The sequence below is a fragment of the [Clostridium] citroniae WAL-17108 genome, assembly GCF_000233455.1.
Lineage (GTDB): Bacteria > Bacillota > Clostridia > Lachnospirales > Lachnospiraceae > Enterocloster > Enterocloster citroniae.
In genome coordinates, this window is record NZ_JH376425.1 from 323,252 (window position 1) to 340,449 (window position 17,198).

Genomic DNA, 17,198 nt, shown 5'->3' on the forward strand with positions numbered 1-17,198 from the left:
TAGGTCGGTTCGGTCACAGGGACACGTTCCTTTCCTTTAACAGGTCGCGGATCTCAGCCAGAAGCTCTTCCTGGGTGGGACCGGCCGGTGCAGGGGCCTCCTCCTTTTTCTCCTCCTCGTGGTGGAAGCGGGAGCTGACCACGGCCACGGCCTTGATCATAAAGAACATACATGCTCCGATAATGATAAAATCAAGTATATTCTGGAGGAAGCTGCCGTACAGTATGGCGGCTTCTTCTTTTACTTTTTCACCGTTTTCCCATACCGCGGGATTGATTACATATTTAAGCGTGTTAAAGCTTGCCCCGCCGGTCAGGGCTCCCAGCACAGGCATCAGTATATCGTTCACAAGGGATGTGACGATCTTGCTGAAAGCACCGCCGATGATAACGCCCACTGCCATATCAATGATATTGCCCTTCAGGATAAATGCTTTAAATTCCTTCATTACATTGTTTAAGTTACTCATTTGTGACCCTCCTGTCTTATGTAGTGTACTCTCGGAATCTCTTGGTACTCAGATTGGCGAAAAGTCAGCCAAAAGATGGATGCCGGGGAGACTCCGGGAGTACAATGTAATAGATACAGTATACACCATTTTGTGACCGGTTCACAGTGGTTTTTTCGGGCAGGATAAGGATATGGATTGTACTTTATCAGGTACAATCAAGAATCCGGGAAGAAATACCTGGATGCCGGGGCTGACTATGTGATCAGGGACATCCGGGAACTTCTCCCGATCCTTGATCCTTCCCTGCAATGAATTTGAATCTGCCTTATCCTGTGGATGGGGTTGTCTGATATGCTTATAATGATATGTTTATGATGATATACTTATGATTCCAGATCAGATTTCAGAAGTTCATTATATGTTTCAATAATCCGGTAAAAGGCATCCAGATCCGCCTCTCCGCACTGTTCGATCAGGTATGAGGTAGTCTGTGTGATGTCGGCAACGTCATAAGCTTTGTGGACAGAGGAGAGCCTCTGTCCTTTTTCTGTTACATACAGGCATACTGACTTTTCGTTATTTTCCTTGTAGCGCTTCTCCACATATCCGGAGTCCACCAGTTTTTTGATGACCTGGGAAATGGCGCTTTTGCTTTTGTGCCAGATCTTTGCCAGTTCAGTGGCCGTAATGCCCGGAGAATCTTCAATATATGTAAGGGTATGGATCTCCAGCATACTGAAGTTTTCGTTCTCATAAGTGTGATGGGCGTAGATGTAATTATGGTATAAGATGACGAATTCATATAATTTATCCGCCTTGGCGTTCAGCTTTTGATAGGCGCTGTTTATATCTGAAAGATGGCTCATATTAGTACTCCTATTCCGAAATATGTTTAAAAATGATCTTTATATGTAATAGTATCATAGATGGAAAATGGCTTCAATCATTTATTTCCAGCAAAATATGGAAATATTGTTAAGTAAATAAACTATAAAAATTTATTTTCAACATTTTTGTGTGCAAAATGCCCGATTTATAAAAAATGTATTAAAATTTTATTGACAATATGCACTAAGTATTTTATAATATAGTTCAGTTGGTTAACAATATTTCTTAAGAGAAAGGACGGTATATGTAATGGATATTGAGAAGTTCTGCAGGGAAAATTGTGTGGAGAGGCGAGGAACAGGTACGCTGAAGTGGGACTCCCTCCAGGAGATCTTTGGAGATGCCGAACTGCTCCCGCTCTGGGTGGCGGATATGGAGATCCAGTCACCGGCAGCAGTGAGGGAAGCACTGGTAAAGCGTGTGGAGCACGGCGTGTTTGGCTATGGAAGAGTGGAGGATTCATATTTTGACGCTTTCTTTGCATGGCAGAAGAAGCACCACAATGTAGAGTATGTCAGGGAGAATGTAAGATTTGCCACCGGAGTGGTAGGCTCGCTGTATGCGGCTGTAAGGGCATATACCAAGGAGGAGGCCTCCGTTATCATCTGCCCTCCGGTATACTATCCATTTTACGATGCCATACTGAATACAGGAAGAAAGCTGGTAACCTGTGAACTTGATAACAACAACGGTTACTACACACTGGACTTTGAAAAGTTTGAGAAAGAAATCACTGATAATAAGGTAGAGATGTTTATCCTGTGCTCCCCTCACAATCCTGTGAGCCGGGTATGGTCTGAAGAGGAGCTGGACACCATGTTTGACATCTGCCGCAGACATGGAGTGCTGGTGGTTTCTGATGAGATCCATCAGGATTTTACTTACGAGGGAAAGAAGTTCGTATCCTCCGCCCTGGTTGGGGACGGCAAGTACAAGGATATCCTGATCACCCTCAATGCCGGATCCAAGACATTTAACCTGGCCGGTCTGATCCATTCCCATGTGATCATTTTCGACAAGCAGCTGATGGAGACCTATGATGCTTATATTAAGGGGATCGGCTCTGCGGAAGTCAACCTGATGGGAATTGTGGGCGTGGAGGCCGCTTTCCGTGGCGGAGAAGAATGGCTGGATCATGTAAAGGCATTGATCATGCACAATTATAATTATATGAAGCAGGAGTTTGCAAGGGAGCTTCCCAAGATTGTGGTTACGCCTCTTGAGGGAACATACCTGTCCTGGATCGACCTTCGAGGTTATCTCACAGGTGAGGAGACAGCGGACTTTATCCAGACCAAGTGCCGTCTTGCCTGTGATGTGGGAGAGTGGTTCAGCCTTATGGCGCAAGGGTTTATCCGTATTAACCTGGCTACAGATAAGAAGAATATCGTTACTGCTGTTGAGAGCATTATTAAAAACATCAAGGAAAAGGTGGGGGAATAAATGGCTGTTTATATCAGTATAATCTGTTTTTTAATCTATCTGGGCGTTCTGTTTGTATTGCAGAAAAAAGGCAAATCCTTTAATGTACGTGTAGTGGCCGGTCTGTTCGGCGGTATTATATTTGGTGCGATTTTAAAGACAGTGGCGGATGACGCAGCGGTTTCAGAGAGTCTGCGGTGGATCAGCCTGGTGGGCACCGCATACACCAAGCTTTTAAAGATGATGGTAATCCCGCTGATCTTTGTATCCATTGTGTGTGCTATCATCAACCAGAAGTCAGGCAAGAACCTTGGAAAGATCACGGCCCTTGTACTGGCGATCCTCCTGTCCACAGCCGCGGTTGCAGCAGTGGTAGGCGGCGTTACGGCAACTGCATTTGGCGTCAGCGCAGAGGGACTGGAGATCGGCGAGGCCGAGAGCAAAAAGACATCCCAGCTGGAAGAGAAGGCTCAGGAGGGTATTTCCTTTGAGGATACCATCATTGATATCATTCCTTCCAACCCAATCTATGCCCTGACCGGACAGGGAAATAACGCCACTCTTTCCGTAGTGCTTTTTGCGGCATTCCTTGGAATCGGAGTGATCGGGGTGCGGACCTATGCACCGGAACAGGCGGAGTTTTTCGGGAAGATAATGAACTCGCTAAATACTTTGGTGGTGGAAGTGGTCATGATGATTATTATGCTGACGCCGTTCGGCATTTTCTCATTGATGACCAAGACCATTGCCGGAAGCGATTATACAAGTATCCTGCGACTTGTAACCTTTGTTCTCGCATCCTACACAGCCATATTTGTCATGTTCATCATCCATGGACTGATACTGGCCGCAGTGGGAGTAAGCCCCCTTATCTACTTTAAGAAGGCTATGACAACCCTGATATTTGCATTTACTTCCCGTACCAGTGCAGGAACCCTGCCGCTGACCATCAGGACCCTGACAGATGAGATGGGCGTGGACAACGGAGTTTCCAACCTGGCAGGTTCACTCAGTACTTCCATTGGACAGAACGGGTGCGCGGCTATTTATCCGGCTATGCTGGTGGTCATGGTGGCTCCCGCTGTGGGACAGCCTATTACTCCATCCTTCTTTATACTTATGGTGATCATCATCACCTTTGCGTCCATCGGTATTGCCGGCGTGGGCGGAGGCGCTACCTTTGCGGGTATCACCGTATTATCCGCACTGGGACTTCCTGTGGGTATTGCCGGTCTTCTGGTGGGAATTGAGCCTGTTATCGATATGGCCAGAACAGCATTGAATGTAAGCGATGGCATGGTGACCGGTCTGGTGGCCGCCAAGCTGACTAAGAATATTGATATGAACGTATATAATGACAAATCCGTGAACCTGGAAAAGAAATCCGCCTCAAGCGGGGATTAATGGCAGGGACGGATAACAGAGATCATGAACAGAGATCATGTTCAGGGATCATGAACAGACATAAATGACAGAGGATCATCTGGAAAGGAAGTGTGAACATGGGTAAACGAGTGCTCATAGTTGGAGGGGTTGCAGGCGGGGCGTCCGCGGCGGCCAGAATCAGGCGCCTGGATGCGGATGCGTCCATAACCATATTTGAACGGGGGGAGCATGTATCCTTTTCCAACTGCTCACTTCCCTACTATTTAAGCAGGACAGTGGCGGATAAGGACTACCTGGTGCTGATGACGCCGGAGGGATTTAAGTCCTCCTATGATATTGAGGTGCGTGTGAACAGCGAGGTGTGCATGATCGACCGTACCCTCAGAAAAATACGCGTCAAAGACAGCGTATCAGGCCGGGAATACGAGGAGGCATATGATGAACTGGTGCTTTCGCCCGGATCCTACCCGATCCGTCCGGGGTCCATTGAGGGAGTATTTCTCCCTCATGTGTTCACAGTGCGCAATGTGAATGACATTGCTAAACTGGATCAGTATGTTGCCAGGGAAGAGGTCCGCAGCGTGGTTGTAATCGGCGGCGGTTTTATCGGCCTGGAGGTGGCGGAAAACCTGAAATCAGCGGGAAAGCAGGTGGCAGTTGCAGAGGCTGCCGTCCAGATCATGGCTCCCTTTGACTATGATATGAGCCAGATCCTGCAAAAGGAGCTTTACGACAAAGGGGTGGAACTGGCAGTGGGGGATGGTGTCAAGGCCATCACCCAGGACAAGGTGATCTTAAACTCAGGAAGGGAGCTGCCCTGCGAAGCGGTGGTGCTTTCCATCGGCGTGCTGCCGGAGACAGAACTGGCAAAGCAGGCAGGCCTTAAGATCGGTGAAACCGGCGGGATCATGGTAACGCCGGATTACCGCACCAGTGATCCCCATATCTATGCGGTGGGGGATGCCATTGAGGTTTTCCAGAAGCTGACCCATAAGCCGGTGAAGCTTCCCCTGGCAGGTCCCGCCCTGCGCCAGGCAAGGGCTGCGGCGGATGCCATGTACGGTATAACTAGCAGGAACAAGGGAGTGATCGGCTCCTGCGCCGTTAGGCTGTTTGAGCTGAATGCAGCGGCTACTGGCCTGAATGAACGGACGGCCAAGGCAAATAACATCCCATGTGACTCGGTGTACACCATGTCCATGGATAAGGTGGGACTCATGCCCGGCAGCGCGCCTATGCATTTTAAACTGGTTTTTGAGGTGCCCACAGGAAGGATCCTGGGCGCCCAGGCAATCGGTAAGGGCAATGTGGATAAGCGGATCGATGTGATCGCCGCATTGATCTCCATGGATGGGACACTGGAGGATTTAAAGGATCTGGAACTGTGCTATTCCCCTGTGTTCGGTACGGCCAGGGATGTGGTGAATCTGGCTGCCCTTGTGGGTCTCAATGTGCTCCACGGAGTATTTAAGCAGGTTCATGTAAGTGAAGTGAGGGAACTGGTGGAAAGCCAAGCCTGCATCATTGATGTGAGGGGCAGGGACGAGTTTGAGATGGGACATCTGGTAGGTGCGGTGAACATCCCATTGGGTGAACTGAGGCAGCGGCTGCCTGAGATACCCCATGACAGGCCGGTGTACCTGCACTGCAGAACCAGCCAGAGAAGCTACAACGCCATCATGGCATTAAAGGGCCGGGGGTATGATAATATCATCAACATTTCCGGTTCCTTCCTGGGAATCAGCTGCTATGAATATTTTACAGATGTGACCACTGGGCGGGAGAAGATACTCACAGAGTATAATTTCATGTAAACGCCAAGGGGAATGGGTGTTAAGCTGCAGATTAGAAACTGTGGCTTAGCACCTTTTTATGACTTTGGCAAAAGCATGCAAAGTTAAAAAGATAAAAGATAAAATTTTGGCCAAGCTTTCATAAAATATCTTGCATTCATATTTTTTTTATGCTATACTGTTTAAGCTGTCTGGATTGACGGCAGTTTTAGCATCCGCGTGAGTCAGAACCTTACGGTGAGGGTGCGTTAAACTTGAACAGTGCTGATATCTGTGCGTTCTGGTGACGGCATGAGCCGGCTGCCTGTAATGTACAGAGGCAGATTGGCATACAGGCCGCGGTCGGAAACCGCAACTAATATCAGAGAGGTGAATATCATGAGAGAAGGAATCCATCCAAATTATTACCAGGCAACAGTTGTCTGCAACTGTGGTAATGAGTTCGTAACAGGTTCAACAAAGAAGGACATCCACGTTGAGGTTTGTTCCAAGTGCCATTCATTCTACACCGGTCAGCAGAAGGCTGCTCAGGCTCGTGGACGTATTGACAAGTTCAATCGTAAGTATGGCATGAATGCTAACTAATAGGCAAGAAAAGATGAGGGTTGGGCTTGGCATCAGGCTCAGCCCTTTCTGGTATTACGCCCTGCGGATTTAAGGCGCTTGGCCGATTGATATCTGCGCGGCGTAGTATGGATCTCACAGAAAGGTAAGAAAGGATGAAATATTCGGGAATTGGCGGTCAGGCCGTAATTGAAGGCATCATGATGCAGAACGGCAATGATTACGCCATTGCAGTCCGCAAGCCGGACGGGGATATTGAGGTGAAAAAGGATACCTACGTAAGCATTACCAAGAAGCACAAGTTTCTTGGACTTCCGTTTATCAGGGGTATTTTCAGTTTTATAGATTCCATGGTTGTGGGAATGCGTGCCCTGACCTGGTCCTGCAGCTTTTTTGAGGATGATGAGGAGGCGGAGCCGGGACGGTTTGAGGCATGGCTGGATAAGGTGTTTGGGGAGAAGCTGGAGAGCATACTCATGAGTGTGGTGATGGTATTTTCCTTTGTCATGGCCATCGGCATATTCATGGTGCTTCCCCTGTTCATTGCGCGGATCTGCAAAAGCTTTATTGCCTCGGAGACCGTGATGGCCATACTGGAGGGCGTGATCAGGATCCTTATCTTTATCCTGTATATCAAGCTGGTGTCCAGGATGGAGGATATAAAGAGGACGTTCATGTACCACGGCTCGGAGCACAAGTGTATCAACTGTATAGAACACGGGCTGGAACTGACCGTGGATAATGTAAGGGCCAGCTCCAAGGAGCATAAGCGCTGCGGCACCAGCTTTATCATGATCGTTATGATCATCAGTATCCTGTTCTTTATGGTGATCCGCGTGGACACCATCTGGCTCAGGATCGTCAGCCGTATTGTTCTGATCCCGGTCATTGCAGGTGTATCCTATGAGTTCCTGCGCTTTGCGGGAAGGCATGATTCCAAGCTGGTGAATGTTTTAAGCCGTCCCGGTATGTGGATGCAGGGGCTGACCACCACGGAGCCTGACGACACAATGATAGAAGTTGCCATTGCCGCGGTTGAAACCGTGTTTGACTGGAGACAATATCTGGATGAGACATTTCCGGGCTGGAGAGAGAACAGCAGCAGGGAAGACTGCAAAGGAGCGGCAGGACATGACCATACAGCAGTTGCTATGGCAGGGTGCGCAGATACTGAATAAGGCAGGAGTGCCGGATGAGGCACTGGATGCCAGATATCTTTTGATGGAGGCGTTTCACTTAAATCTGGCGTCCCTGCTGGCAGTAAAGAACAGGGAACTTCCAGAGGATGAGGAAACCCTGGAAATGCGCAGAACATATGAGGAGTTGATCCGCAGGCGGGCCGGCCGGATCCCGCTGCAGCACCTTACCGGTGTCCAGGAGTTTATGGGGTTTGAGTTCCTTGTGAACGGGCATGTGCTGATCCCGCGCCAGGACACGGAGACTCTGGTGGAACTGGTGCTGGGGGACAGGCGCGGTAAGGACGGGGCCTGGGGCAGAGATAACGCTTACAACAAAAAGACAGACCTTAACAGGGATACCGCGCTTTTGGACGTGTGTACGGGGTCGGGGTGCATTGCCATCAGCCTGGCTCTCATGGGCGGCTATGGGAGGGTTACGGCCCTGGATGTATCTGAGGAGGCCCTGGCCGTGGCCGGGCGGAACGCGGACCGTCTGCTGGAACCATATAAAGGGGAGTTCAGGCTTGTTCACAGCAACATGTTTGAGGGCCTGGGATCAGAAGACAGATATGATATCATTGTCTCTAATCCTCCCTATATACCCAGCTTGGTGATCGAGGAGCTGGAGCCTGAGGTAAGGGACCACGAGCCCAGGATGGCACTGGACGGGACAGAGGACGGACTGAAGTTTTACCGGATCCTGGCCGCGGAATGTAAGGACCATCTGAATCCGGGAGGCAGTGTGTACATGGAGATCGGATATGACCAGGGGCAGGCGGTAAAAGAACTGTTTACCGACCATGGATACGGACAGGTGGAAGTGAGAAAAGATATGGCCGGGCTGGACCGTGTGGTGCGGGCGGACTGGGAATAAGAATGGTACGTAACAGGTAAAGTGATTGGATAGAGGCAGGAGAAAACTATGTTTGATAAGTTAGATGATATGTTGATTCACTATGAGGAACTGATGCTGATGCTGGGTGACCCGGCCGTGACCCAGGATACCAAGCGGTTCACCAGGCTGATGAAGGAGCAGGCTGATCTGGCCCCTATTGTGGATGCCTACAAACAATACAAGCAGGCAAAGCAGGATGTGGAGGACAGCCTTGCTCTTTTGGAGGAAGAAAGCGATGATGAGATGCGCGAGATGGCCAAGGAGGAATTGTCCGATGCCAAGAAGCGCATTGAGGACCTGGAGCATGAACTTAAGATCCTGCTGCTTCCAAAGGACCCTAATGATGATAAGAACATCATCCTGGAGATCCGCGCAGGGGCAGGCGGGGACGAAGCAGCACTGTTTGCGTCCGAGCTTTACCGCATGTATTCAGGGTATGCGGACAGCCAGAGATGGAAGGTGGAGATCGTCAGCCTGAATGAGAACGGGATCGGCGGTTTTAAGGAAGTGGTGGCCATGGTGACGGGAAAGGGCGCATATTCCAAGCTTAAGTATGAGTCCGGCGTACACCGTGTGCAGCGTGTGCCGGAGACTGAGTCCGGCGGCAGAATACACACCTCCACTGCAACGGTTGCCGTCATGCCTGAGGCGGAGGATGTGGATGTACAGATTGACATGAACGATATCCGTATCGATGTAATGAGGGCATCGGGCAATGGAGGACAGTGTGTAAATACCACGGACTCCGCGGTCCGTCTGACCCATATGCCCTCCGGCATTGTGATCTACAGCCAGACTGAAAAATCGCAGCTTCAGAACAAGGAAAAGGCCTTCCGCCTGCTCCGTTCCAAGCTGTATGACATTGAACTGGAGAAACGCCAGAGTTCAGAGGCGGAGGAGCGGCGCAGCCAGATCGGAACCGGCGACCGGTCCGAGAAGATACGTACCTATAACTTCCCGCAGGGCCGTGTCACGGACCATAGGATCAAGCTGACCTTGTATAAGATCGATTCCATTATGAACGGGGATATACAGGAGCTCCTGGATAACCTGATCGCGGCCGACCAGGCGGCGAAGCTGGCAAAGATGAACGAAAATTAGGAAGATACCATGAGCAGTTGTATCATCTGCAAATACAGATGCTGAGAGAAGAAAATAAAGTGCCCGAGATTGGTTTTAACAGCTGATATCGGGCACTTTTTATCCTTTCTGTCAATTGAGTCTTCCATATTTTCAGGGTTCAGCTGACCGGCTCCGCCTTAAAATACTCCATGCAGAAATCTTTAAACAGACGTCCGGCATTGGACATGCGCCGTTTGGTGTCATAAGAAAGGCTGATGGTACGTTCCAGCACCGGGTGGATAAGAGGAATGCACACAATATCGCGGGGGAGCACGGATCCCAGGGTGATCTCAGGAATGATGGAGATGCCTACCCCGTGCCGCATCAGGGCCTCATAGGTGGTGCCGTTGTCACATTCCGCAATGATATTGGGCCGGAATCCGGCTTTTAGGCAATAGAATTCCAGATCCTCCTTTCGGTTGGATGCCACAAAGGGATAGGAAGCAGCTTCCTTGAGATGGATGGAGGTCCGGGAGGCCAGGGGATGGTCTTTGTGGACGGCCAGCACAAAGCGCTCGGTCAGTATGGGGATGACGCAGTTGCCCGCCAGGGGAGTGTAGCTGTCATTGGCGGTAAAGCAAAAGTCGCAGTCATACATAAACAGGTGCTCGGCGCGGATATAGTTGCTCAGCTGCAGCTTGATATAGGGATAGCGCTGGTGAAAGGCAATATAAAACTCAGGCATATAGGAAGAGGCTGCCAGCACCAGGAGCTTGATATTGCCAAAGGGTTCGTTGGACAGCTCGCCCACCTCAGACACCGTGTCGTCAATGAGATTGATGCCCTGGTCGATTTTTTGGTAAAAGATCTCTCCTGCGCGGTTCAGGAAAATGGAGCGGTTACGCCGGTCAAACAAGGGGGTGCCCAGTTCCTTTTCCAGGGCAATGATCGTTTTGCTCAGGGCCGGCTGGGAGATCATCAGTTCGGCAGCCGCCTTTGTCATATTCTGATGTTTTGCCACCACACAGAAGTAGCGGAGCTGCAGCAGTTCCATAGTAATTCCTCCTTGTTTGAAGATCTATAACCTATAAGATATGGAAAACATAAATAAACATATATTAGACAGAATTATAAAAATAGTATATACTATTTTTCATAAAATGAAAAGTGGATTCCCGGAAGAGTTGCATTGAGGCAAGGCAGCCTTCCTTTTTTTGAATCCCGGAATTTTAGCTGTTTAAAGTGATAAAATAAGTGAGTGGAGGAGGAGAAAACATGAGTGTGGAGAATTTGCGGAGCGTAATGCACATTGATCCCCTGAAGGATGTGCTGTATTCCATACCGGACAGCGACAATCACGGGGACCTGCTGATTCGTCCCCAGGGTGGGAGAATGGTGAATGAGCTGGGAGATACGGTCTACATCAAGGATGCATTTGTTCCCTATCACGACCACGAGAAGGGCTATGAGACCTTTCTGATCGATGGGGGGTCTGCCGAGGTCTGTATCAACAAGAAGAAATGTATTATTGAGCGGGGTGACATCGTACATATCCGTCCTTATGTAAACCACGGATACCGCTACCTGGAGGAAAATACCATCTGGAGGGAGATGTTCCAGGACATGGACATGTATAACTGTGTGGAGGACAAACATGTGATCCGTACCTACAGCCCGCAGTACTGGGAGGATGAGGAATTCAAAGCCAGGAGATACACCCTGTTAGGAACCCTGTACAGGGAGGATCCTGTTCCGGAGCCGGCCGGCAAATATGACATTCCTGCCGTACGTCCAAGGGGATGGGCCATTGCGGGGTTCGACATGGAGGGGATCCGGCTGAACCTGAAGGTGGGACGCTGGGAGACGGACGGAGTAAAGGAAATCTGGGAACTCCTTCCCCAAAAGGGGCTTCAGATTGAGTGGAATTATCCATATGCGGGAAATGATGTGTATCTGGTTATGGAAGGTTCTGTCCACGTTCAGGCTGACGGCCATGATTTTGTGGCCAAAAAACGGGATGTTATCAATATCCCGCCTTACTACAAGCACACCCTCACCGTGCTGGAGGAGGGGACGCAGATTTATGCCTACAATGTACAGTCCTATCTGATGCATATCATGGAACGCCTCAACGCAGAGAAGAAGCGCTCTCCTGAAAACCTAAAGGACTGGGGCTATGTGGAGAAGATACTGCGTGAGAACAACTGCTGGATTACCGGGATACGGAAAATAACTGTGTAAAGGATGGAAGGGTATGTTCGATTATAAAATACATATAACGCCGGATGATTATATCCATGAACTGGAGGAAAAGGACTGTAAGGATTATCTTTTTATTGCTCCGGTGGGGGAGACGCTGAACAATGAGATGAGTGATGTGTATTATCAGGAAAATGCTTTTGTCCCTTACCATGAGCATAAGAAGGGGTATGAGACTTTTGCCATTGACAGGGGCAGTGTGGAGGTTACCATCAATGGAAAGAGAGCCATAGCAGAGACAGGGGACATGATCCACATTGAGCCGTATATGTCCCATGGATTCCGCTTCCTGGAGGAGGGGACCATATGGCGGGAGCTGTTTTCAGGCATGAACATGTACGGAGGCATCCTGGAAAAGCAGCTCATAGACAGGAGCTATCCTGAAAAACTCCAGGATGATGCATTTATGGCAGAGTACCGTTTGAAGCACCATACCATGCGTCTGGGAGAGCCTGAACCGGAGGTGGTGCCAAAGGAGCAGCTGGCGCAGATCCGGCCCAAGGGAGGGAGCATTGCCAGGTTTGTGTTTGACGGCATTGTGTGCAACCAGAAGGTGGGCCGCCATGAGACGGGCGGGGAAAAGGAAGTCTGGGAATTTGTGATGGAAAAGGGGATCTGTGTGGAATGGGACAGCCCTCATCCTGATTGGGACCTGTATGTGGTGAAGGAAGGCCGCGTGGAAGTGACCGTTCTGGGCGGGACCTTTGTGGCAAATGCCCGTGATATCCTGCATTTTCCTCCATATACCAATTATTCCATGAAAATACTGGATCATGGAACCGTGGTCCATGCTTATAATGTAAAGGCACTGGGACTGCGCCTGGCAGAGATCGTGGAGAAAAAGCTGGAAGGACGTCAGGACCTGGTAAACAACTGGGAGGATGTCAGGGAAATATTCCGGCAGAATAACAGCTGCATCACAAAAATCAGCAGGGTTTAGGCGCGGGCCAAAAGCGTCTTAAACAGTTCCTGCTGTCAGCGAAAAGGGGAAGCCTGTATGGGAAAGTATGTTATAAAACGACTGTTGCTGCTGATACCCATTTTATTGGGCGTAAGCTTTATTATCTTTACAATCATGAATATGATTCCGGGGGATGTGGCTTCCCTGGTTCTGGGGGATAACGCCCCGCTGTCCGCCAGAGAGGAGCTGACCCGGGAACTGGGGCTTGATAAGCCCTTCTGGCTGCGGTATGTGGATTATGTGCTCAATGCCCTTCAGGGGAATTTCGGACTATCCTACCGCACCAGGACGCCTGTGTTTACCGAGATATTTTCCAGGTTTCCAACCACTATGAAGCTGGCCGCGGGTGCCATGCTTTTGTCCGTGGCCATTGGAGTGCCTCTTGGGATCTTATCCGCCGTAAAGCAGTATTCTGCCCTGGACGTTATCAATTCCGTCACAGCCATGTTCTTTTCATCCATTCCCGCCTTCTGGCTGGGCCTTTTGTCCATCCTGCTGTTTGCACTGAAGCTGGGGTGGCTGCCATCCAACGGAGCGGACTCGTTTAAGAGTTTTATCCTGCCCATTGTTACCCTGGCCCTGCCCGGGGCGGCGGAGATCCTGCGTCTGACCCGTTCCACCATGCTGGAAGTCATCCGCCAGGATTATATCCGTACCGCAAAGGCAAAGGGAGCCACCAGCATGGTGGTCATATGGAAGCATGCCCTGAAAAATGCGCTTTTGCCGGTCATCACAGTGGCAGGTATGCATTTCGGCGCGCTGTTGGGCGGTTCTGTGATCACAGAGTCCGTATTCGCCATGCCGGGAGTGGGGACACTGGCCATTGACGCGATCCGGAGCAAGGATACGCCGCAGGTAATGGCCGCCGTGCTGATGTTGGCCGCCCTGTTTTGTATCATCATGCTGATTGTGGATCTCCTTTATGCATTTATTGATCCGCGTATACGTTCAAGATACAGTAAGTGAGGGCAGAAGATATGAGTGGAAAAAGTGAAAAAACAGCTGTGAAGCGGAACAGTCCCGCCTATGAGATCTGGAAACGTTTTAAAAAGAATAAGGCAGCCATGCTGGGCCTTGCCATATTTTCCGTCATGGTGATCCTTGCCGTATTTGCGGATGTGATCTGCGACTATGACACCCAGGTGATCGCCCAGAATGTGGCCAACCGTCTGAAGCCGCCCAGCGCGGCCCACTGGTTTGGAACGGACGCCTACGGCCGGGATATCTTTGCCAGGGTAGTCCATGGGGCCAGGATCTCCATTGTCATCGGGCTGGCTGCCACGGTCGGCAGCGTCTGTATCAGCGGGATCCTGGGGTCGATCGCAGGCTATTACGGAGGCCGCGTGGACAATGTTATCATGCGTGTGCTGGATACCTTTCTGGCAATCCCGGGTGAGCTCCTGGCAATGGCCATTGTGGCTTCCCTGGGGCCCAGCATGACCAACCTGCTGATCGCCGTTACCATAGCAAGGATCCCTCCCTTTACCAGGGTGATCCGTTCCTCCATCCTGACCGTGATCGACCAGGATTACATAGAGGCAGCCATAGCCAGCGGGGCCAGGGATTCCTATATCATTGTAAAACACATCCTGCCCAATGCCATGGGCCCCATCATCATCCAGGCAACCATGGGCGTGGGAAGAATGATACTGACAGCCGCGGGAATGAGTTTTATCGGCATGGGCGTTCAGCCTCCCCTTCCGGAGTGGGGTTCCATGCTGGCAGAAGGGCGGGATTTTATGAGGTACTCCCCGTACATTACCCTGTTCCCCGGCCTGGCCATTATACTGACCTCCCTGGCGCTTAACCTATTGGGAGACGGACTGAGGGATGCGTTAGATCCCAAGCTTAAAAATTAAGGGGGGACAGGTATGTCAGATGCATTATTGGAGATCAAAGATTTAAACATTGTATATCAGACTGACGAGGAGACTGTCCATGCCGTAAACCGTATCAGCCTGACGGTACATACAAAGGAAACCCTGGGCCTGGTAGGTGAGACCGGGGCAGGAAAGACTACTACGGCCCTTGCCATTATGCGCCTCCTTCCGGAGCGTATTGGAAAGGTGGAGCAGGGACAGGTGCTTTTTGACGGGGAAAACCTGCTGGATCTAAAGGAGAGTGAGATGCTGTCCGTCCGCGGACAGAAGATCGCCATGATCTTCCAGGATCCTATGACCAGCCTGAATCCTGTGCTCACAGTGGAGGACCAGATCCTGGAAGTGCTTCAGTTCCATAACCACAACAACCTGAGCCGGGCACAGATGGGAAAAAAGGTGGAGGAGATGCTGGAACTGGTGGGAATACCTGCTGCCAGGAAAAACTGCTATCCCCATGAATTTTCCGGAGGTATGAAGCAGAGGGTGGTGATTGCCATGGCCCTGGCCTGCAATCCCAGGCTGCTGATCGCAGATGAGCCCACCACGGCTCTGGATGTGACGATCCAGGCCCAGGTTCTGGGAATGATGGAGGAATTAAAGGAACGGTTCGGTACATCCATGCTGCTGATCACCCACGATCTGGGCGTGGTCGCCCAGACCTGCGACCGGGTTGCCATTATGTATGCGGGTGAGATCGTGGAGCATGGGACCATTGAGGATATATTCACGGGGAAGAGACACCATCCCTACACCCAGGGCCTGTTCGGCTCCATTCCCAGCATGACAGGGGATGCCAAACGCCTGAATCCCATTGCTGGGCTGATGCCTGATCCAACCAACCTGCCCCAGGGATGTAAGTTCCACACCAGATGTCCCCACTGCATGGAAGTCTGCAGGCACAGTCTGCCCCCGGTCTGCAAGGAGGGCACCCATGAGATCGCCTGCCATCTGTTTGTTGGTAAGGAGAATGTGACATCTGACGGAGAGGAGGTTATGCGCATATGAGCCGGAACAGCCAGAATACGCCTTTGATCGAGACGGTCCATTTGAAGAAATACTTTGATACAGGTTCCGGCGTGCTTCATGCAGTGGATGATGTGAACCTGACCATCAGCCCCCAGAAGACCCTGGGTGTGGTAGGGGAGTCGGGGTGCGGAAAATCCACCCTGGGCAGGACCATCCTCAGGCTCACACCGGCCACAGAGGGAAAGATACTGTATAATGGAAAGGATATCCTGTCCTGCAATCCCAACCAGCTGAGGGAACTGCGAAAGGAAATGCAGATTATTTTCCAGGACCCCTATTCCAGCCTGAATCCGCGTATGACGGTCAGCGAGCTGATCGCGGAACCCCTGGTGGTCAACCGGGTGATGAAGAATAAAGCGCAGCTTCGGGAAAGGGTGGCGGAGCTGATGGAGACGGTGGGCCTGGCCCCGCGCCTGGAAAGTGCCTACCCACACGAGCTGGACGGCGGAAGGCGTCAGAGGATCGGAATTGCCAGGGCCCTTTCCGTAAATCCCAAGTTTATTGTCTGTGATGAGCCGGTATCGGCCCTGGATGTGTCCATTCAGGCGCAGATCCTCAACCTGCTGATGGATCTCCAGGATAATATGGGCCTTACCTACATGTTTATTACCCATGACCTCTCAGTGGTGCGCCATATCTCTGATGAGATTGCGGTCATGTATCTGGGGCAGTGTGTGGAGCGGTGTGAGTCAAAGGAACTGTTTGACAACCCCATCCATCCCTATACAAAAGCGCTTCTAGATGCCATCCAGGTGCCTGACATCTCCCTGAGGGGAAAGAGAAAACCCGTTATCCACGGGGAGGTAACAAGCCCCATTGATCCTAAACCGGGATGCCGTTTTGCAACCCGCTGTCCCCTTGCCACTGACGGATGCTGGGGCAGCCCGGTCCCGCTTCGAGAGGTGAGCGCAGGTCATTTTGTTGCCTGTAATCTTATATAGCAGTGAACTCCCGGAGTCTCCCCGGCGCTCATATCTGCGGCTGATTTCCCGCAGGCCGCACACGAATCGGATCAACGTACACACCGTGTACGCCTCATAAATATGGGGTACACAACACAAATAAGCCTGCAAATAAAAAGTCAAGCTAAATTTTAAAGAACATTGAAAAATTTATACAGGTTGAAAAGTGGGTATCAAAATAAGACCGCCAGGATATGCCGGTCTAAAAACAGGTTTTACGTGTTGGTTATTCCGATGCCGGAAGAGAAGCAAGATATTCTTTCACTCGCCCATAGTAAATACGTAAAAATTTATTGGCACCTGCGGTCATGTAAACATAGTAAGGTTTACCTTGTGCGCGCTTCTTGTCCATGAATAGATAAACGGGATCATCCGGTTTGGTTTTAATTAGAACATCCATGACCTGGTACAGTGTTTTGCGTAAAGCGGGTGAGCCATGCTTGGAAACATGCACACTCTTCTGAGAATAAC

General features: G+C 50.6%; 16 protein-coding genes and 1 pseudogene. 13 read left to right on the forward strand and 4 right to left on the reverse strand.

The features are described from left to right. Positions 1-13: 13 nt before the first annotated feature. A complete protein-coding gene (gene mscL / locus HMPREF9469_RS20290) occupies positions 14-469 on the reverse strand; it encodes a large-conductance mechanosensitive channel protein MscL (protein WP_007866038.1) in 456 nt (151 codons plus the stop codon). 365 nt (positions 470-834) lie between these two features. Then, positions 835-1,317, reverse strand: coding sequence for a MarR family winged helix-turn-helix transcriptional regulator (locus tag HMPREF9469_RS20295; protein ID WP_007866040.1), 483 nt, complete (start codon positions 1,315-1,317; stop codon positions 835-837). 271 nt (positions 1,318-1,588) lie between these two features. Here HMPREF9469_RS20295 and HMPREF9469_RS20300 point away from each other — a divergent pair, with 271 nt between their 5' ends. The 7 genes from HMPREF9469_RS20300 (at position 1,589) to prfA (ending at position 9,678) form a co-directional block, all read left to right on the forward strand. Continuing rightward, positions 1,589-2,782 carry a MalY/PatB family protein gene (locus HMPREF9469_RS20300; RefSeq protein ID WP_007866042.1) on the forward strand — a complete coding sequence of 398 codons (1,194 nt, stop codon included), beginning with the start codon at positions 1,589-1,591 and terminating at the stop codon, positions 2,780-2,782. Then, positions 2,783-4,165 (forward strand): cation:dicarboxylate symporter family transporter, encoded by a 1,383-nt coding sequence (locus HMPREF9469_RS20305; RefSeq protein ID WP_007866044.1) that lies wholly within the window; start codon positions 2,783-2,785, stop codon positions 4,163-4,165. 98 nt (positions 4,166-4,263) lie between these two features. Beyond that, entirely contained in the window at positions 4,264-5,961 is a 1,698-nt protein-coding gene (locus HMPREF9469_RS20310; protein WP_007866046.1) for an FAD-dependent oxidoreductase, read from the forward strand. 357 nt (positions 5,962-6,318) lie between these two features. Then, the gene (gene rpmE, locus HMPREF9469_RS20315) at positions 6,319-6,525 is read left to right on the forward strand and encodes a 50S ribosomal protein L31 (RefSeq protein ID WP_007866051.1); all 207 of its coding nucleotides are present in this window, start codon (positions 6,319-6,321) and stop codon (positions 6,523-6,525) included. 134 nt (positions 6,526-6,659) lie between these two features. After that, a complete protein-coding gene (locus HMPREF9469_RS20320) occupies positions 6,660-7,682 on the forward strand; it encodes a DUF1385 domain-containing protein (protein WP_007866054.1) in 1,023 nt (340 codons plus the stop codon). After that, a complete protein-coding gene (prmC, locus tag HMPREF9469_RS20325) occupies positions 7,636-8,556 on the forward strand; it encodes a peptide chain release factor N(5)-glutamine methyltransferase (RefSeq protein WP_007866056.1) in 921 nt (306 codons plus the stop codon). The genes HMPREF9469_RS20320 and prmC overlap by 47 nt, the downstream gene beginning before the upstream one ends. 48 nt (positions 8,557-8,604) lie before the next feature. Further along, on the forward strand, positions 8,605-9,678 hold the full coding sequence (prfA, locus tag HMPREF9469_RS20330) for a peptide chain release factor 1 (RefSeq protein WP_007866058.1): 1,074 nt from the start codon (positions 8,605-8,607) through the stop codon (positions 9,676-9,678). A gap of 139 nt (positions 9,679-9,817) precedes the next feature. On the opposite strand, the gene HMPREF9469_RS20335 is transcribed toward prfA, so the two are convergent. Continuing rightward, positions 9,818-10,693, reverse strand: a complete 876-nt coding sequence (locus HMPREF9469_RS20335; RefSeq protein ID WP_007866060.1) for a LysR family transcriptional regulator — start codon at positions 10,691-10,693, stop codon at positions 9,818-9,820. Positions 10,694-10,914: 221 nt separating this feature from the next. On the opposite strand from HMPREF9469_RS20335, the gene HMPREF9469_RS20340 reads away from it, so the two are divergent. From HMPREF9469_RS20340 to HMPREF9469_RS20365, 6 genes are read left to right on the forward strand one after another with little or no spacing between them, the layout of a single operon-like run. Beyond that, on the forward strand, positions 10,915-11,880 hold the full coding sequence (locus HMPREF9469_RS20340) for a cupin domain-containing protein (RefSeq protein ID WP_007866063.1): 966 nt from the start codon (positions 10,915-10,917) through the stop codon (positions 11,878-11,880). 13 nt (positions 11,881-11,893) lie between these two features. Then, positions 11,894-12,838 (forward strand): cupin domain-containing protein, encoded by a 945-nt coding sequence (locus tag HMPREF9469_RS20345; protein WP_007866065.1) that lies wholly within the window; start codon positions 11,894-11,896, stop codon positions 12,836-12,838. 57 nt (positions 12,839-12,895) lie between these two features. Further along, positions 12,896-13,825, forward strand: coding sequence for an ABC transporter permease (locus HMPREF9469_RS20350; protein WP_007866068.1), 930 nt, complete (start codon positions 12,896-12,898; stop codon positions 13,823-13,825). Between the two features lie 11 nt (positions 13,826-13,836). Beyond that, entirely contained in the window at positions 13,837-14,718 is an 882-nt protein-coding gene (locus HMPREF9469_RS20355) for an ABC transporter permease (protein ID WP_007866070.1), read from the forward strand. Between the two features lie 12 nt (positions 14,719-14,730). Next, positions 14,731-15,744 carry an ABC transporter ATP-binding protein gene (locus HMPREF9469_RS20360; protein WP_007866072.1) on the forward strand — a complete coding sequence of 338 codons (1,014 nt, stop codon included), beginning with the start codon at positions 14,731-14,733 and terminating at the stop codon, positions 15,742-15,744. Further along, on the forward strand, positions 15,741-16,706 hold the full coding sequence (locus tag HMPREF9469_RS20365) for an ABC transporter ATP-binding protein (RefSeq protein WP_007866074.1): 966 nt from the start codon (positions 15,741-15,743) through the stop codon (positions 16,704-16,706). The genes HMPREF9469_RS20360 and HMPREF9469_RS20365 overlap by 4 nt, the downstream gene beginning before the upstream one ends. Positions 16,707-16,953: 247 nt before the next feature. Here the strand turns inward: HMPREF9469_RS20365 and HMPREF9469_RS20370 are convergent. After that, positions 16,954-17,198 (reverse strand): annotated as a pseudogene (locus HMPREF9469_RS20370) (IS110 family RNA-guided transposase); the annotation flags it as partial.

What these genes read in the sequence shown, in the direction of transcription:
- mscL (WP_007866038.1), bottom strand. Translation starts at nt 469, where the DNA reads ATGAGTAACTTAAACAATGTAATGAAGGAATTTAAAGCATTTATCCTG.
- HMPREF9469_RS20295 (WP_007866040.1), bottom strand. Translation starts at nt 1,317, where the DNA reads ATGAGCCATCTTTCAGATATAAACAGCGCCTATCAAAAGCTGAACGCC.
- HMPREF9469_RS20300 (WP_007866042.1), top strand. Translation starts at nt 1,589, where the DNA reads ATGGATATTGAGAAGTTCTGCAGGGAAAATTGTGTGGAGAGGCGAGGA.
- HMPREF9469_RS20305 (WP_007866044.1), top strand. Translation starts at nt 2,783, where the DNA reads ATGGCTGTTTATATCAGTATAATCTGTTTTTTAATCTATCTGGGCGTT.
- HMPREF9469_RS20310 (WP_007866046.1), top strand. Translation starts at nt 4,264, where the DNA reads ATGGGTAAACGAGTGCTCATAGTTGGAGGGGTTGCAGGCGGGGCGTCC.
- rpmE (WP_007866051.1), top strand. Translation starts at nt 6,319, where the DNA reads ATGAGAGAAGGAATCCATCCAAATTATTACCAGGCAACAGTTGTCTGC.
- HMPREF9469_RS20320 (WP_007866054.1), top strand. Translation starts at nt 6,660, where the DNA reads ATGAAATATTCGGGAATTGGCGGTCAGGCCGTAATTGAAGGCATCATG.
- prmC (WP_007866056.1), top strand. Translation starts at nt 7,636, where the DNA reads ATGACCATACAGCAGTTGCTATGGCAGGGTGCGCAGATACTGAATAAG.
- prfA (WP_007866058.1), top strand. Translation starts at nt 8,605, where the DNA reads ATGTTTGATAAGTTAGATGATATGTTGATTCACTATGAGGAACTGATG.
- HMPREF9469_RS20335 (WP_007866060.1), bottom strand. Translation starts at nt 10,693, where the DNA reads ATGGAACTGCTGCAGCTCCGCTACTTCTGTGTGGTGGCAAAACATCAG.
- HMPREF9469_RS20340 (WP_007866063.1), top strand. Translation starts at nt 10,915, where the DNA reads ATGAGTGTGGAGAATTTGCGGAGCGTAATGCACATTGATCCCCTGAAG.
- HMPREF9469_RS20345 (WP_007866065.1), top strand. Translation starts at nt 11,894, where the DNA reads ATGTTCGATTATAAAATACATATAACGCCGGATGATTATATCCATGAA.
- HMPREF9469_RS20350 (WP_007866068.1), top strand. Translation starts at nt 12,896, where the DNA reads ATGGGAAAGTATGTTATAAAACGACTGTTGCTGCTGATACCCATTTTA.
- HMPREF9469_RS20355 (WP_007866070.1), top strand. Translation starts at nt 13,837, where the DNA reads ATGAGTGGAAAAAGTGAAAAAACAGCTGTGAAGCGGAACAGTCCCGCC.
- HMPREF9469_RS20360 (WP_007866072.1), top strand. Translation starts at nt 14,731, where the DNA reads ATGTCAGATGCATTATTGGAGATCAAAGATTTAAACATTGTATATCAG.
- HMPREF9469_RS20365 (WP_007866074.1), top strand. Translation starts at nt 15,741, where the DNA reads ATGAGCCGGAACAGCCAGAATACGCCTTTGATCGAGACGGTCCATTTG.